The 14651-nt window shown below is 65.1% G+C and carries 18 protein-coding genes; 12 read left to right on the top strand and 6 right to left on the bottom strand.

What is annotated here, in order from left to right; translation table 11 throughout:
- The first annotated feature begins 99 nt into the window (after positions 1-99).
- From OC184_RS12795 to OC184_RS12785, 3 genes are all read left to right on the top strand, one after another.
- A complete protein-coding gene (locus OC184_RS12795) occupies positions 100-1539 on the top strand; it encodes a sugar transporter (RefSeq protein WP_265507572.1) in 1440 nt (479 codons plus the stop codon).
- A complete protein-coding gene (locus OC184_RS12790) occupies positions 1536-2207 on the top strand; it encodes an ABC transporter ATP-binding protein (RefSeq protein ID WP_265507571.1) in 672 nt (223 codons plus the stop codon). Before OC184_RS12795 ends, OC184_RS12790 begins: the two co-directional genes overlap by 4 nt.
- 107 nt (positions 2208-2314) lie before the next feature.
- Positions 2315-3490 (top strand): NAD-dependent epimerase/dehydratase family protein, encoded by a 1176-nt coding sequence (locus OC184_RS12785; protein WP_265507570.1) that lies wholly within the window; start codon positions 2315-2317, stop codon positions 3488-3490.
- A gap of 349 nt (positions 3491-3839) precedes the next feature.
- Here OC184_RS12785 and OC184_RS12780 read toward each other — a convergent pair whose 3' ends face one another.
- Entirely contained in the window at positions 3840-4223 is a 384-nt protein-coding gene (locus tag OC184_RS12780) for a DUF2147 domain-containing protein (RefSeq protein ID WP_265507569.1), read from the bottom strand.
- A gap of 134 nt (positions 4224-4357) precedes the next feature.
- Between OC184_RS12780 and hisA the strand changes: the two genes are divergently transcribed.
- The 6 genes from hisA to aat all read left to right on the top strand — a co-directional run bounded on the left by hisA (position 4358) and on the right by aat (position 8868).
- Positions 4358-5074, top strand: coding sequence for a 1-(5-phosphoribosyl)-5-[(5-phosphoribosylamino)methylideneamino]imidazole-4-carboxamide isomerase (gene hisA / locus OC184_RS12775; protein WP_265507568.1), 717 nt, complete (start codon positions 4358-4360; stop codon positions 5072-5074).
- Positions 5075-5192: 118 nt separating this feature from the next.
- Positions 5193-5954, top strand: a complete 762-nt coding sequence (hisF, locus tag OC184_RS12770) for an imidazole glycerol phosphate synthase subunit HisF (protein ID WP_265507567.1) — start codon at positions 5193-5195, stop codon at positions 5952-5954.
- Complete coding sequence (locus OC184_RS12765; RefSeq protein ID WP_265507566.1) at positions 5951-6265, top strand: phosphoribosyl-ATP diphosphatase; 315 nt, start codon at positions 5951-5953, stop codon at positions 6263-6265. Before hisF ends, OC184_RS12765 begins: the two co-directional genes overlap by 4 nt.
- Positions 6266-6372: 107 nt before the next feature.
- A complete protein-coding gene (accB, locus tag OC184_RS12760) occupies positions 6373-6882 on the top strand; it encodes an acetyl-CoA carboxylase biotin carboxyl carrier protein (RefSeq protein WP_265507565.1) in 510 nt (169 codons plus the stop codon).
- Between the two features lie 5 nt (positions 6883-6887).
- Complete coding sequence (accC, locus tag OC184_RS12755; protein WP_265507564.1) at positions 6888-8234, top strand: acetyl-CoA carboxylase biotin carboxylase subunit; 1347 nt, start codon at positions 6888-6890, stop codon at positions 8232-8234.
- A gap of 7 nt (positions 8235-8241) precedes the next feature.
- Entirely contained in the window at positions 8242-8868 is a 627-nt protein-coding gene (gene aat, locus OC184_RS12750) for a leucyl/phenylalanyl-tRNA--protein transferase (RefSeq protein WP_265507563.1), read from the top strand.
- On the opposite strand, the gene OC184_RS12745 is transcribed toward aat, so the two are convergent.
- The 5 genes from OC184_RS12745 to OC184_RS12725 form a co-directional block, all read right to left on the bottom strand.
- Positions 8835-9185 (bottom strand): DUF2155 domain-containing protein, encoded by a 351-nt coding sequence (locus OC184_RS12745; RefSeq protein WP_265507562.1) that lies wholly within the window; start codon positions 9183-9185, stop codon positions 8835-8837. The genes aat and OC184_RS12745 overlap by 34 nt on opposite strands.
- Positions 9182-9688, bottom strand: a complete 507-nt coding sequence (gene mlaD / locus OC184_RS12740; RefSeq protein ID WP_265507561.1) for an outer membrane lipid asymmetry maintenance protein MlaD — start codon at positions 9686-9688, stop codon at positions 9182-9184. The genes OC184_RS12745 and mlaD overlap by 4 nt, the downstream gene beginning before the upstream one ends.
- On the bottom strand, positions 9666-10040 hold the full coding sequence (locus OC184_RS12735) for an NADH:ubiquinone oxidoreductase subunit NDUFA12 (protein ID WP_265507560.1): 375 nt from the start codon (positions 10038-10040) through the stop codon (positions 9666-9668). Before OC184_RS12735 ends, mlaD begins: the two co-directional genes overlap by 23 nt.
- 81 nt (positions 10041-10121) lie before the next feature.
- Positions 10122-11387 (bottom strand): ATP-dependent Clp protease ATP-binding subunit ClpX, encoded by a 1266-nt coding sequence (gene clpX, locus OC184_RS12730; protein ID WP_265507559.1) that lies wholly within the window; start codon positions 11385-11387, stop codon positions 10122-10124.
- 158 nt (positions 11388-11545) lie between these two features.
- Positions 11546-12178 (bottom strand): ATP-dependent Clp protease proteolytic subunit, encoded by a 633-nt coding sequence (locus tag OC184_RS12725; protein ID WP_265507558.1) that lies wholly within the window; start codon positions 12176-12178, stop codon positions 11546-11548.
- A 164-nt stretch (positions 12179-12342) separates the two neighbouring features.
- Here OC184_RS12725 and pth point away from each other — a divergent pair, with 164 nt between their 5' ends.
- The 3 genes from pth (at position 12343) to OC184_RS12710 (ending at position 14476) form a co-directional block, all read left to right on the top strand.
- Complete coding sequence (gene pth, locus OC184_RS12720; RefSeq protein WP_265507557.1) at positions 12343-13029, top strand: aminoacyl-tRNA hydrolase; 687 nt, start codon at positions 12343-12345, stop codon at positions 13027-13029.
- A complete protein-coding gene (locus OC184_RS12715; protein ID WP_265507556.1) occupies positions 13026-14036 on the top strand; it encodes a DUF2332 domain-containing protein in 1011 nt (336 codons plus the stop codon). Before pth ends, OC184_RS12715 begins: the two co-directional genes overlap by 4 nt.
- A 65-nt stretch (positions 14037-14101) precedes the next feature.
- Positions 14102-14476 (top strand): DUF2237 family protein, encoded by a 375-nt coding sequence (locus OC184_RS12710; protein WP_265507555.1) that lies wholly within the window; start codon positions 14102-14104, stop codon positions 14474-14476.
- The last annotated feature ends 175 nt before the right edge of the window (positions 14477-14651 follow it).

The raw sequence follows: 14651 nt of genomic DNA, 5'->3' as shown, positions 1-14651 counted from the left end.
TGTTGTTCACGAAACCGGCACGGCAACGGTGCTGGAACTGTTCGGGGCGGTTATGTATGACAGCCCGCATAAGATCAACATGACAGGCGGGGTAAGCGCATGTCCGCCCAGGACCAGAAACTCGGATCGCAAGCCGGCACGCCGGCCACGCCGGCCCAGCCCCAGAAACCCGCAGCCGCCCCGTCGGGCCCCGGCCCGCAGCAGGCTGGGCAGGGCGCCGCCAATGCGGGCGCCGGGCAGCGTTCCAGTGCCGCCGCCGGCCCCCAGGCGGCACGTCCGGGTCAAGCCGGGCCGCGTCCCCAAGGTGCCGCCGCCGGTCCCCGACCGGGCGCCGGCCAGGGGCCTGGAATGCGGGCCGGGCAGCAGGGCCCTGCCGTCAATCCGCAAATGCAGGCGCGGATCGAGGCGGCAATGCAGACCCCCGTCCTTCCGCCCGCCAGCCCTGCCAGACTGGAGCGGCGGCATTACGGCATGGCGATCAGCTTTGTTCTGGTCGTCGTCCTGCCGGTCATCCTCAGCGCGATCTATCTCTATACCCGCGCGGCCGATCAATACGCCTCGTATGTGGGTTTTTCGGTCCGCAGCGAAACCGCCTCGACCCCCGTCGACATGCTGGGCGGACTGGGCTCGCTGGTCGGGGCCAGTTCCACGACCGACACCGACGTCCTCTACAAGTTCATCCAGAGCCGCGACCTCGTCGAACGTGTCGACGCCCGCCTCGACCTTCGCGAAATCTGGTCGAAGGCGCCGGGCGATCCGATCTTCTCGTTCCGTGGCGGCCAGGCGGTCGAGGAGCTGGTCGACGAATGGGAACGCAAGGTTCGCATCCATTACGATACCGGGATGATCGACCTGCGCGTCCTGGCCTTCGACCCTGTCGATGCCCAGAACATCACCCAGGCAATCCTGGAAGAAGGCGGGCAGCTGATCAACCAGTTGAACGACATTGCGCGCGAGGATGCGCTGCGCTATTCCCGTGACGAGCTGGACCGTGCGCAGGAACGCCTGCGCGAGGCGCGCCAGGCGGTGACCGAGTTCCGCAACCGCTATCAGCTGGTCGACCCGACGGCCGATGTGCAGGGGCAGATCGGCGTGGTCACCTCGCTCCAGCAGCAGCTGGCCGAACAGCTCGTCTCGCTCGGCCTGTTGCGAGCCAACGCTCAGCCCGAGGACCCGCGCATCGCCCAGACCGAGCTGCGCATCCAGATCATCCGCGAACAGATCGACGCCGAGCGCCAGAAGTTCGGGTCCAGCAGCGACGAGGCTGCGCTGTCCGACGTGGTCGGGCAGTACGAGATCCTGGCGGTCGACCGCGAATTCGCCGAGACCAGCTATACCGCAGCCCTCGCCAGCTATGAGGCCGCGCGCGCCGAGGCTGTCCGCCAGTCGCGCTACCTCGCCCCCTATATCCGCCCCACCCTGGCGCAAGAGGCCGAGTTTCCCCAACGCGCGAAGCTGATGCTGATCATTGCAGGCTTCCTGTCGGTCCTGTGGATCATCGGCAGCCTGATCTTCTACAGCCTCCGCGACCGGCGATGATCCACCTGCAGAACCTGTCCAAGACCTATACGCTGAACGGCAAGCACAAGGTGGTGGCCGACGACATCACGGCCACCTTCCCCTCTGGCGTGTCGGTGGCGCTTCTGGGACGGAACGGGGCAGGAAAGTCCTCGCTGCTGCGGATGATCTCGGGCGCGATGCTGCCAAGCTCGGGCAAGATCCTGTCGACCGGGACGATCAGCTGGCCGGTGGGCTTCGCCGGATCCTTCAGTGGTGAACTGACCGGAGAGCAGAACTGCCGCTTCGTTGCGCGAATCTATGGCGTGAACACGGACGAACTTCTGTACTTCGTCGAGGACTTCGCCGAGCTGGGCGACCACTTCCGCCTGCCGATCCGCACCTATTCCTCGGGCATGCGGTCGCGGCTGGCCTTCGGGCTGTCGATGGCGGTTCCCTTCGACACCTACCTGGTGGACGAGGTATCTGCAGTGGGCGACGCTGCCTTCCGGGCCAAGTCGAACCGTGTCTTCAACCAGCGCATGTCGACCTCTGGAGCCATCGTGGTGGCCCACTCGATGCCGCTTCTGCGGCAGATCTGCCACATGGGCGCCGTGCTTGAGCGCGGCAAGCTGACCTTCTTCGACAATGTCGAGGATGCGATCCAGATGCACATGGCCAACATGCAGCTGGCGCAACAGACCGGCTGATAACCGCCGCCACCATGACGGATTTGTGTCGCTGATGCGGCAAGTCTGGCGCGGCTGGTCGTGCCGCATTACACAGCAGTGACAGCTATCCTGTTCGAAGGCGAAGCATGAAGATCATCGTTCTGGGCGGAGACGGTTTCTGCGGCTGGCCCACCGCCCTGCACCTGTCGGCCCGCGGCCACGACGTCGTGATCGTGGACAACCTGTCGCGTCGCAAGATCGACGTCGAGCTGGAGGTCACCTCGCTGACACCGATCCGCCCCTTGGGCGAACGGGTGCGCGCCTGGCAAGAGATCACCGGCCGCCACATCCAGATCGAGGATCTGACCGTCGGGCAGGACTACGACCGCCTTCTATCCCTTCTCGCATCCGAACGCCCCGACGCCGTCGTCCACTTCGCCGAACAGCGCGCCGCGCCCTATTCGATGAAGTCCAGCCGGCACAAGCGCTATACCGTCAACAACAACCTGAATGCCACGAACGACATCCTGGCCGCCATCGTCGAATCGGGGCAGGACATCCACCTAGTGCACTTGGGCACGATGGGCGTCTATGGCTATGGCACCGCGGGCATGAAGATCCCCGAAGGCTATCTGGACGTGACGGTGGACACCGAAAACGGGCCCCATCGCCAGCAGATCCTCTATCCGGCCAATCCGGGCAGCATCTATCACATGACGAAGACGCAGGATCAGCTGTTCTTCTTCTACTACAACAAGAACGACGGGCTGCGGATCACCGACCTGCACCAGGGCATCGTCTGGGGCACCCAGACCGAGGAAACCCGCCGCGACGAACGGTTGATCAACCGCTTCGACTATGACGGCGACTTCGGCACGGTTCTAAACCGCTTCCTGATGCAGGCTGCCGTGGAATACCCGCTGACAGTGCATGGCACCGGTGGGCAGACCCGCGCCTTCATCCATATCCAGGACACCTGCCGCTGCGTCGAACTAGCTCTGACCAACCCGCCGGCGCGCGGAGACCGAGTCCAGATCTTGAACCAGATGACCGAGACGCACCGCGTCCGCGACCTGGCGCAGATGATCGCCGACCGCACCGGGGCCGAGGTCGCGTTCCTCAAGAACCCCCGCAACGAGGCGGACGAGAACGACCTGCACGTCGTCAACGACGGCTTTCTGGGCCTCGGTCTTCAGCCGATCAAGCTGGCCGATGGTCTTCTGGCCGAGGTCGAGGAGATCGCCCGAAAATACGCGGACCGCTGCGATCGCGACAAGATCCCCTGTGTCTCACAATGGAGAGCGGCTGCGGCGGCCGAATAGTCGGGGCGGCAGATCCTGACCGCGAAGATTTGCCGAGGGGGTGGCGCGGTTGCCGGGTCGATCCTTCGGCAGGACGTGCCAGCTCGACTGGCCATCGCACGGCCCAAAGTCATCATCGTGCTGACGTAGATTAAGATCGGCAACGACAAATCTGACGCTTCTCATCGGTCAGAGGCGCCGCCCTCGGCCAAGACCGCGCCTAGGCCAGTCAATCCCGGAAAGGCCACCCCTCGCCTCATGATCGCGCCGCCCGTGATCTCATCAACAACTCCGCGCAGCACATATGGCCGCGATAGCCGGCGCGTGATGCAGCTTCTGGCAATACATCCACGCCCCGGCGTTCACCAGTTCATTGCACCCGAACCCAGGTCTGGCTCTTGCAGATCAGGCCACCCGCGACGCAGCCCGACAAGCTCATCTGCGCGCCGGCGACTTCGGCTTTGCCCGAATAGACCTTGTCGTTCGCGGGGCGCCAGACGCGGCCGGCATAGGCGCCGTTGCCGCGCGGCGTCATGTCGATCACGATCTGCCGGCCGATGTTCGGGGATTGATAGGCCGCCCCGTCCTTGAAGGTCTGGCTGATCGTGCCGCAGAAGGCGCCGCCGCAAGGGGCGATGGTGACATGGGCAAGCGAGCCTTCATCGGGCTGCGTCTGCCAGACACCCTCGATGGGATCGGCAGTGGCGGCACCGCCCAGCAGCGTCAGTGCGGCGGCAAGAATGGTCAGGCGCATGTTCTCTCCTCCTCAGGATGGGAAGAAGATGCGCGGGCGCGGGCGTTTCCCGCAAGCATGACGTGAGGTCCTGGCCTTTACGTCACCGCACTCTCCGTGGCAAAGGACAGCCGACCAGCAGACCGGAGCGCCACATGATCCTCTATCCCGCCATCGACCTCAAGGACGGCAACTGCGTGCGCCTGCTGCGCGGCGACATGCAGGCCGCGACCGTGTTCGGAACCGACCCTGCGGCACAAGCCCGGGCTTTCCAGGATGCCGGCGCGCAATGGCTGCACCTCGTCGACCTGAACGGCGCCTTCGAGGGCAAGCCCGTCAATGCCAGTGCGGTCGAGGCGATCCTGGCTGCGACCGACATTCCCACGCAGCTCGGCGGCGGCATTCGCGACATGGCGACCATCGAAAGCTGGCTGGATCGCGGCCTGACGCGGGTGATCCTCGGGACCGTCGCGGTCGAGCATCCGGACCTGGTGCGCCACGCCGCCGAGGCGTTCCCCGGCCGCATCGCCGTCGGCATCGACGCACGCGGTGGACGCGTCGCCACGCGGGGCTGGGCGACCGAGACGGACCTCGACGCCACCGACCTTGCTCGACGCTTTCAGGACGCCGGGGTCGCCGCGATCATCTATACCGACATCGACCGCGATGGCGCGATGGGCGGCCCCAACATCCCCGCGACCGAGGCGCTGGCCCGTGCGGTCACCATTCCGGTCATCGCCTCGGGCGGCGTCTCGTCGCTGGCGGACCTCAGGGCGCTTGCCGACACGCGCGTCATTGCCGGAGCCATCTCGGGCCGCGCTCTCTATGACGGTGCCATTGACCTCAACGAGGCGCTGTCCTCGCTCGCCTGACGCCTCCCCCTGCAGCGGTCCGCAAATTTCCCGGGGGGCGTCGCGGCACGCGACGGGGGGCTGGCCCCCCTCCGCCCTTCGCAGTAGAAGCGGGCTGCAGCAGCAAAGGCACCGACACATGCTCAAGACCCGGATCATCCCTTGCCTCGACGTCGCCGACGGCCGCGTCGTCAAGGGCGTGAACTTCGTCGACCTCAGGGATGCCGGCGATCCGGTCGAGGCGGCGCGCGCCTATGACGCCGCCGGTGCCGACGAGATCTGCTTTCTCGACATCCACGCAACCCATGAAAACCGCGGGACGATGTTTGATCTAGTCACCCGGACGGCGGAACAGTGTTTTGTTCCCCTGACCGTGGGTGGCGGCGTCCGGAGCCATGACGACGTCCGCGCGCTGCTGCTGGCGGGGGCCGACAAGGTCAGCTTCAACTCGGCCGCCGTCGCCAATCCCGACGTCGTGGCCGCCGCCGCCGACCGCTTCGGCAGCCAGTGCATCGTCGTCGCCATCGACGCGAAGACCGTGGCTGACGGCCGGTGGGAGATCTTCACACATGGCGGGCGCAAGCCGACGGGCATTGACGCGGTCGAGTTCGCCCGCACTGTCGAGGCGAAGGGCGCAGGTGAGATCCTGCTGACCTCTATGGATCGCGACGGCACGCGTTCCGGCTTCAACCTGCCCCTGACCCGGGCCATTGCGGACGCGGTCAACATTCCGGTCATCGCCTCGGGCGGCGTCGGGACGCTGGACCACCTGGTCGAAGGGGTGACCGAAGGCCATGCAAGCGCCGTTCTGGCGGCCAGCATTTTCCATTTCGGCAGCTTCACGATTTCTCAAGCCAAGGCCCACATGGCCGCTGCCGGCATTCCCATGAGGTTGACATGAGCGCGTTGGACCGCCTGGCCGCCACGGTCCTGTCACGGAGGGGCGCCGATCCTGATACCAGCTGGACCGCGAAGCTGCTGTCGAAGGGTCCCGAAAAATGCGCCGAGAAGTTCGGCGAGGAGGCGGTCGAGGCGATCATCGAGGCAGTGAAGGGCGACCGCCAGCGCCTGACCTCCGAGGCGGCCGACGTGTTGTTCCACCTGCTGGTGATGCTTGCCGCCCGGGACGTGACGCTGCAGGACGTCGAACAAGAGCTTGCTGCACGCGAGGGCATCTCGGGGATTGACGAAAAGGCATCCCGCGTTCGCTGAGCGGCGCCGACGCCACTCGACCCTTCCCCTTGACCTGACACAAGGTTTATAAGCCCCGCAATCGCCGCGCGAAGACGTGGCCCGACCAGAACATGGCAGAGGACGGCATGAGCAACGAATCCAAAGACGGCAAGCATCACGAAGGCGACGTGGCCTTCATCCGGTCGCTGGCCGAGCTGCTGAATGCAAGCGAGCTGAACGAAATCCAGGTCAAGCGCGAATACGGAGAGCACGACCGCCTGACCGTCAGCCTGACCAAGCAGAGCAAGCAGGTGCACTATGCCGCCGCCCCGGCTGCCGCATCGGCGGCGCCCGCGCAGGCCCCGGCACAGGCATCTGCCCCGGCGGCCGGCCCCGCCAGCAACGAGGATCCGGCCAGCCTGCCCGGTGCGGTGACCTCTCCCATGGTCGGCACCGCCTATCTGGCGGCCGAGCCGGGCGCGACGCCCTTCGTCACCGTCGGCCAGAGCGTCGCCGAGGGCGACACGCTGATGATCGTCGAAGCCATGAAGACGATGAACCACATCCCGGCCCCCCGCGCGGGTACGGTTCGCCGCATCCTCGTCGATGACGGAAGCCCTGTCGAATTCGGCGCGCCGCTGATGATCGTCGAGTGACTGGCATGTTCGACAAGATCCTCATCGCCAACCGGGGCGAGATCGCGCTGCGCGTGATCAGGGCCTGCCGCGAGATGGGCATCGCCAGCGTTGCGGTGCATTCGACCGCCGATGCCGACGCGATGTATGTTCGCATGGCCGACGAGTCCGTCTGCATCGGTCCGCCCCCGTCCTCGCAAAGCTACCTGTCGATGCCCGCGCTGATCTCGGCCTGCGAGATCACCGGCGCACAGGCGATCCACCCCGGCTACGGCTTCCTGTCCGAGAATGCCGGCTTCGTGCAGATGCTGGAAGACCACGGCATCACCTTCATCGGCCCGCGCGCGGAACATATCCGCATCATGGGCGACAAGATCACCGCCAAGGACACGATGAAGGCGCTTGGCGTGCCCTGCGTGCCCGGCAGCGACGGTGGCGTCAACGACGTGGACGAGGCCAAGCGCGTTGCCGCGGCCATTGGTTATCCCGTCATCATCAAGGCCACCGCCGGCGGCGGCGGGCGCGGCATGAAGGTCGCGCAGGACGAGGCGGGCCTAGAGGTCGCCTTCCGCACCGCGAGGGCCGAGGCCAAGGCTGCCTTCGGCAACCCCGACGTCTATATCGAGAAATACCTACAAAAGCCGCGCCACATCGAGATCCAGATCTTCGGCAATGGCAAGGGCCGCGCCGTTCATTTGGGCGAACGCGATTGTTCGCTGCAGCGCCGCCACCAGAAGGTGCTCGAGGAAGCCCCAGGCCCTGCCATCACGGCCGAGGAACGCGCGCGGATCGGGAAGACCTGCGCTGATGCTGTCGCCAAGATCGGCTATGCCGGCGCTGGCACCATCGAATTCCTTTATGAGGATGGCGAATTCTACTTTATCGAGATGAACACCCGCCTGCAGGTGGAACATCCGGTGACCGAGGCGATCTTCGGCGTGGACCTCGTCCGCCAGCAGATCCGCGTTGCTGCGGGCCTTCCGATGGAGTTCCACCAGGAAGACCTGGTGATCAACGGCCATTCGATCGAGGTGCGGATTAATGCCGAAAAAGTTCCCGGCTTTTCACCCTGCCCCGGCAAGATCACGCAGTACCACGCCCCCGGCGGCCTGGGCGTGCGAATGGATTCGGCGCTCTATCAGGGCTATTCGATTCCACCCTACTACGACAGCCTGATCGGCAAGCTGATCGTCCACGGGCGCGACCGGACCGAGGCGCTGGCACGCCTTTCCCGCGCCTTGGGAGAGCTGATCGTGGACGGAGTGGACACGACGGTGCCGCTATTCCGCGCGCTTCTGGAGGAGCCTGACATCCAGGACGGCAACTATTCGATCCACTGGCTCGAGCGGTGGCTGGAAAAGCACTACAGCTGAGGCGCCCGTGCTGACGCCCGCGCAACTGTTGAACGGCTATGCGCGCGGCGTCTTTCCCATGGCCGAAAGCGCGGATGACGACCGCCTCTACTGGTTCGACCCGCCCCTTCGCGGTGTCCTGCCGGTGGGCGGCATCCACGCGTCGCGATCGTTGCTGCGCGACCTTCGGCGCGGAGGGTGGTCGGCGGATTTCGACGGGTTCGAACAGGTCGTTGCAGCCTGCGCCGACCGCGAGACGACTTGGATCAATGCCGAACTGACCGAGCTCTACTTCAAGCTTCATGAAGCGGGCCACGCTCACGCAATTTCGACTCGCCGCGGTGGCTCCTTCGCAGGCGGCATCTTCGGCGTGACGCTCGGGGCAGCGTTCTTTGGCGAATCCATGGTGTCGGAGCAGACCAACGGGTCGAAGATGGCGCTTCTGTGGACCTCGCAGCACCTGTTGCGCTGCGGCTTCAGGTTATTCGATACGCAATTCCTGACGCCCCACCTTGCCCGCATGGGAGGGATCGAATTGCCGCGATCCGCCTATCGCGGCAGGTTGGCGGCGGCGCTACGCCGCAAGGCCGACTTCTCTGCCCACGATCTGCCATCGGCGGATCAGCTTTGGCAGGACATCAGCCAGACGTCATAGCGGGCATCGTCCAAGGCAGACAGCGCCGGAGAGCTGGCGATCATCCAGCCGCTGAAGACGGTGGCATTCTGGCGCAGATCCGTGATGGTCATCTGCGCGAAGGCGTCCGAACTGGGGTCGGCAGCCGGATAGCGACACTCGCCAAGCCTGATCTCCAGCCTGCCATAGCGGATGGCTTGGCCCACTTGCAGCGGCAGATCGGTCGTCCGCCCTGACACCTTATCGAGCCCGCGGAGCATCGCCGCATCAGCCCGGACCGTCTCTTGCGCCGCTGCCGGTGCGGCGACAAGCAGTGCCGCCAAGATGACCGGCCTCATGGAAGCGCCTCACCTGCTTCAGTGTCCGACTGGCTGTCCACGAATTTCAGCATGAGTTGCAGCAGGCTGACGGCTCCCTGGACATCTTCGATCTCGCCGCCCGGTTCCAGGTTGTCGAGGCTGCCGCCCGGCTGCAACTGAATGTAGGCCCCGCCAAGGAGCCCATCCGATTGGATCAACGCCGCACTATCCGCCGGGATCAGGACGTCCTGCGGGATCGTCAGGATCGCATCAGCCATGTAGGTTGCTGGATTGAGCCTTATATCGCTGACCCTGCCGATACGGACGCCTGCAAGCCGCACCTCGGTCCCGACCGAAACCCCGTCAACGTCCGGGAAGGATGCGGACAGTTCATATCCAGTGCCTGTGCTCAGGCGATCCTGCCCGGCCCATGCCAGAAAAAGCAGCGCAGTGGCAAGGACCAGGGTGCCGGCGACCAGCTCGGCCCGAGCCTCGGCCAGTGCCGTCCTCGAAGTCATGCTATTCCGGCTGCCATGCGTCATAGTCGCTGCGGACGGCGGGCTTCGCACGATAGAGAGAACCCGCCGGAACATAGGCTCCTCCGGTGCCGGTCAGGTTCGGCTTGTGCGGCTGCTCCCACGCCTTGTGGGGCAGCGGCACTTCGGTCGGCGGTTCGTTCCAGGTGTGGTGCAGCCAGCCGTGCCATTCGGGACTGATCTGGCTGGCCTCGGCCTCGGCCTTGTAGATCACCCAACGACGCTTGCCGTCTTTGGTCTGGAAGAACACATTGCCCAAGGCATCCTCGCCGACCTTGACGCCGTGGCGCCAGGTCCAGAACTGGGTGTTCAACGTCTGGCTGTTCCACCAGGTCAGAAAGCGCAGCAAGACCGACATCGACAGGACCCTTAACGTTCAGTTTCGCAAGCATATGCCCCAGATCCGCGTCAAGGTCCAGCCTTGCGCGGACCGGCCGGATCACCCGGCCGAGGCACTTTCTTTCTTCGAGTCCACGTGGATCAGCAGCGGTTTCGCCGAGGTACTCTCGACTGCATCCTCGTTGACGACGACCTCTTGCACACTGTCCATGCCCGGAAGCTCGAACATCGTGTCCAGCAGGATCTCCTCCATGATGGACCGAAGGCCGCGGGCACCCGTCTTGCGCTTGATGGCCCGCTTGGCAATGGCCGTCAGTGCATCGTCGGTGAAGGTCAGCTGCACACCTTCCAGATCAAAGAGGCGCTGATACTGCTTGACCAGCGCGTTCTTCGGTTTGGTTAGGATGATGATCAGCGCTTCCTCGTCAAGGTCGGTCAGGGTCGCGATCACCGGCAGACGACCAACGAATTCCGGAATCAGGCCGAACTTGAGCAGATCCTCGGGCTCGAGTTCCTTGAAGGTCTCGCCCACGCCCTGGTCCGTGTTTTCCTTGACCGAGGCGCCGAAGCCCATGGCCGTGCCCTTGTTGCGCTGCTGGATGATCCGGTCGAGGCCTGCGAAGGCGCCGCCGCAGATGAACAGGATGTTCGTCGTGTCCACCTGCAGGAATTCCTGCTGCGGATGCTTGCGGCCGCCTTGCGGCGGGACGCTTGCGACGGTGCCTTCCATGATCTTCAGCAGCGCCTGCTGCACCCCTTCACCCGAGACGTCACGGGTGATCGAGGGGTTGTCGGACTTGCGCGTGATCTTGTCGACTTCGTCGATATAGACGATGCCGCGCTGTGCACGCTCGACGTTGTATTCGCTGGCCTGCAGCAGCTTCAGGATGATGTTCTCGACATCCTCGCCGACGTAACCGGCTTCGGTAAGCGTGGTCGCGTCTGCCATGGTAAAGGGCACGTCCAGGATCCGCGCCAGCGTCTGCGCCAGAAGCGTCTTGCCGCAGCCGGTGGGACCGATCAGCAGGATGTTCGACTTCGCCAATTCGATATCGGTCTTCGACCCGTGGTTCAGGCGCTTGTAGTGGTTGTGAACCGCGACCGAGAGCACGCGCTTGGCATGTTCTTGGCCGATCACATAATCGTCAAGAACGCCGCAAATCTCCCGCGGAGTGGGAACGCCGTCGCCGGACTTCAGACCGCTAGACTTCGTTTCCTCGCGGATGATGTCCATGCAAAGCTCGACGCATTCGTCGCAGATGAACACGGTCGGACCCGCGATCAGCTTGCGCACCTCGTGCTGGCTCTTGCCGCAGAAGCTGCAATAGAGCGTGTTCTTGCTGTCATTGCCGGACTGGTTCGCCATCGTCCATTTCCTTCGCTGCCGTCGCGCCCTTGCGCCACGGGCGACGACGGGATCCTCTCCGCACGCCGCATCTTCGGGTCGCCTGCGGCGGATCGGCCCCCGCAGGTATGTCGTACCATGTTAAGGACGTGCCCCGCCCGTCACAATCCCCAACAGGTCTATTTCTTCTCGGGTTCCGCCTTCCCGCGCGGAGCGACGACTTCGTCGATCAGTCCCCACTCCTGTGCCTCTTGCGGCGACATGAAACGGTCGCGTTCCAACGCCTGCTCGACCTCCTCCAGGGTGCGGCCTGTGTGCGTGACATAGATCTCGTTCAGGCGGCGCTTCAGCTTTTCCGTCTCGCGAGCGTGGATCAGGATGTCGGTGGCCTGTCCTTGGTAACCGCCCGACGGCTGGTGCACCATGACGCGGCTGTTGGGCAGCGAATAGCGCAGGCCCTTTTCGCCCGCCGCCAGCAGCAGCGAGCCCATCGAGGCCGCCTGCCCCACCACCAGTGTCGAGACGCGCGGCTTGATGTACTGCATCGTATCGTAGATCGACAGGCCCGAGGTGACGACACCGCCAGGGCTGTTGATGTACATGCTGATGTCCTTGGTCGGGTTCTCGGCCTCAAGGAACAGCAACTGCGCGCAGATGAGGGTGGACATGCCGTCGTGGACGGGGCCCGACACGAAGATGATCCGTTCCTTCAGCAGGCGCGAGAAAATATCATAAGCGCGTTCACCGCGAGAGGTCTGTTCGACCACCATGGGAACAAGGGTGTTCATGTAGAATTCTGCCGGATCGCTCATCGTCTGTCCTTGCTGTCTGTCCCTGTCCCCGCGATTCGTCCGGGCGTGAACCCCTGTTCTAGCCGCGATAGGTTGACAGAGTCTTAGTAACCGGCAAGGTCAGCCGCAAGGGATGGAACGCAATTCGACCCGCGAGACCCCGCGCGGCCAAGCAGGAGAGCCTTGTGAAACTGATCGTCGGGCTGGGCAATCCGGGCACCAAGTACGCCGCCAATCGCCACAATATCGGCTTCATGGCGCTGGATCGCATCGCCGACGACCACGGCCTGGGACCGTGGCGGGCACGCTTTCAGGGGCAGACCGCCGAAGGCCGGTTGGGTGAAGTCCGGGTCACGCTTCTCAAGCCGCAGACCTTCATGAACCTGTCCGGTCAGTCGGTGGGCGAGGCAATGCGCTATCTGAAGCTGACCCCCGCCGAGGTGATCGTCATGCATGACGAACTGGACCTTGCGCCCGGCAAGTGCCGGATCAAGCATGGCGGCGGTCATGCCGGCCACAACGGCCTGCGGTCGATCCACCAGCATATCGGGGCCGATTATGGGCGGGTGCGGCTGGGGATCGGTCATCCGGGGCACAAGGACAAGGTCGCCCCCTACGTGTTGTCAGATTTTGCCAAGGCCGAGCAGGACTGGCTGGGCGACCTGCTGCGCGGCATCTCGGACGGGGCGGCGGCGCTGGCGGCAGGTGATGGTGGGCGTTTCCAGAACGCGGTCGCCAACCGCACCGCCCCCGCCCGGAATGCCGGCAGCCCGGCGTCGGAACCTGCCCCGAAGCCCACGCCAGCGCCACAGCCGGAACGGCCTGCCAGCTTTTCGGACAGGCTGCGCGCGCTGACGGACAGGTTCAAATGAACAGCCGGGTCCGCGAGGCCTTCCGCGATCAGGCACGGTCCTGCCGCGACCTGGGCTCGCCCTTGACGGCCGCCTTGTGCGAGACGCTGGCAAAGGGACTGGAGCCGTCGCAAGGCGCCGTCGCGGCCCGTCTGCTGAATTGGCCTGGAGATCCGTCGAGCCGCGCGGATTCAGTGCCGCTGCGCCTTTGCGGGGCACTGCACGCGCTGGTGCTGACCGGCGCGGCGCCGGATCTGGCGCATGCTTATGCCAAGCGCGACGTCTCTACGGAGCTGCTGGTCGATACGATGCAGACCCACGAGGCGATGATCCTCGAGTGGCTGGACAGCCCCCCGCAGACGAACGAGGTCGCCAGATCGGCGGCGTTGATCGGGGCGGGGCGTTTCCTTTCCGGGCTGTCGCCCCTGCCCCTGAGGCTGCTGGAGCTTGGCGCCTCGGCAGGGCTGAATTTGAACTTCGACCGGTATCACCTTGGTCCGGCGCCCGAAGGGGTGTCGCTGACGCCGGAATGGGGCGGAGAGATCCCGCAGGGCAGGATCCAGGTCGCCAGCCGTCGCGGCGTCGATCTGAACCCGCTGGACCCGGAACGGGACTCGCTGCGGCTGATGGCCTACTGCTGGGCGGATCAGGATGCGCGGCTGGCGCGGCTGCGGGCGGCGCTGGTGATGGCGCAGGCGGACCCGCCGCCGGTCGATCGCGGCGACGCCGCAGCTTGGCTTGCCGCGCAGTTGCTGCGACCGGTCTTAGGCACGCTGACGGTCGTCTTCCACACCATCGCGGCCCAGTATTTTCCGCACGAGACGGCCGCTGCCTGCGAGGCCACGCTGGCGCGCGCCGCCGCCCGAGCGACGCCTGATGCACCCGTCGCGCACCTGGAGATGGAGGCCGACGGCGGCCATGGCGCCGCGCTGCGAATGGCGCTGTGGGATGGCGACGAACGTCGGTGGGCCTTGGGTCGCGCAGACTTCCACGGGCGCTGGATCGACTGGCAGCCCCGCCAGTTGTGATGGCCCGGCCTCTTTCCAGCAGCCGCAGCGTCGCCTAGGCTGGCATGGCAAGCGGAGGAATGCCAATGGATCAGTCGATCAACGTCATGGGAGGGGCGCTGCAGCCCTGCTCGACCAGCCCGATGACCGGGTTCTATCGCAACGGCTGTTGCGACACCGGACCGGACGATCGTGGAAGCCACACGGTCTGCGTGATCCTGACGGACGAGTTTCTGGCAATGTCGCGCTATCTAGGCAACGACCTGACCACTCCACGGCCCGAATTCGGATTCCCCGGCCTGAAGGCCGGCGACCGCTGGTGCCTTTGCGCCAGCCGGTTCCTGCAAGCCGCGCATGAGTTTGCGGCCCCCAAGGTTGTGCTGGAGGCGACCCACAGGCGCGCCCTGGACATCGTGCCGCTGGAGCTTTTGAAACGACACGCCACAACCGATGCGGCCTAGGTGTTCAGTCCCGGCATCTGGTGGATCGGGTTTAGGATGAATCTGTGGGGCTCGGATGTCCAGATCTTGCAGATGAATTTGTAAGGCGTGAGGGCCAGCCATGGTCCGCCATCGGTCCAAGGACCATGGCTGGCGAGGGTCTTGAGGCGGCGGGCGAAGTTGTAGGCGGGCATGA

The organism is Paracoccus rhizosphaerae (assembly GCF_026162645.1).
Lineage (GTDB): Bacteria > Pseudomonadota > Alphaproteobacteria > Rhodobacterales > Rhodobacteraceae > Paracoccus > Paracoccus rhizosphaerae.
Note: the sequence above shows the minus strand (reverse complement) of the source record. Positions and strands in the feature narration are given on the sequence as shown.

Coding starts and splice junctions, on each gene's coding strand:
- mlaD (WP_265507561.1), bottom strand. CDS start 9,688: ATGACGCATGGCAGCCGGAATAGCATGACTTCGAGGACGGCACTGGCC.
- OC184_RS12745 (WP_265507562.1), bottom strand. CDS start 9,185: ATGAGGCCGGTCATCTTGGCGGCACTGCTTGTCGCCGCACCGGCAGCG.
- OC184_RS12790 (WP_265507571.1), top strand. CDS start 1,536: ATGATCCACCTGCAGAACCTGTCCAAGACCTATACGCTGAACGGCAAG.
- OC184_RS12765 (WP_265507566.1), top strand. CDS start 5,951: ATGAGCGCGTTGGACCGCCTGGCCGCCACGGTCCTGTCACGGAGGGGC.
- OC184_RS12735 (WP_265507560.1), bottom strand. CDS start 10,040: ATGTCGGTCTTGCTGCGCTTTCTGACCTGGTGGAACAGCCAGACGTTG.
- OC184_RS12785 (WP_265507570.1), top strand. CDS start 2,315: ATGAAGATCATCGTTCTGGGCGGAGACGGTTTCTGCGGCTGGCCCACC.
- OC184_RS12725 (WP_265507558.1), bottom strand. CDS start 12,178: ATGAGCGATCCGGCAGAATTCTACATGAACACCCTTGTTCCCATGGTG.
- OC184_RS12780 (WP_265507569.1), bottom strand. CDS start 4,223: ATGCGCCTGACCATTCTTGCCGCCGCACTGACGCTGCTGGGCGGTGCC.
- clpX (WP_265507559.1), bottom strand. CDS start 11,387: ATGGCGAACCAGTCCGGCAATGACAGCAAGAACACGCTCTATTGCAGC.
- hisA (WP_265507568.1), top strand. CDS start 4,358: ATGATCCTCTATCCCGCCATCGACCTCAAGGACGGCAACTGCGTGCGC.
- hisF (WP_265507567.1), top strand. CDS start 5,193: ATGCTCAAGACCCGGATCATCCCTTGCCTCGACGTCGCCGACGGCCGC.
- OC184_RS12710 (WP_265507555.1), top strand. CDS start 14,102: ATGGATCAGTCGATCAACGTCATGGGAGGGGCGCTGCAGCCCTGCTCG.
- OC184_RS12715 (WP_265507556.1), top strand. CDS start 13,026: ATGAACAGCCGGGTCCGCGAGGCCTTCCGCGATCAGGCACGGTCCTGC.
- OC184_RS12795 (WP_265507572.1), top strand. CDS start 100: ATGTCCGCCCAGGACCAGAAACTCGGATCGCAAGCCGGCACGCCGGCC.
- accC (WP_265507564.1), top strand. CDS start 6,888: ATGTTCGACAAGATCCTCATCGCCAACCGGGGCGAGATCGCGCTGCGC.
- accB (WP_265507565.1), top strand. CDS start 6,373: ATGAGCAACGAATCCAAAGACGGCAAGCATCACGAAGGCGACGTGGCC.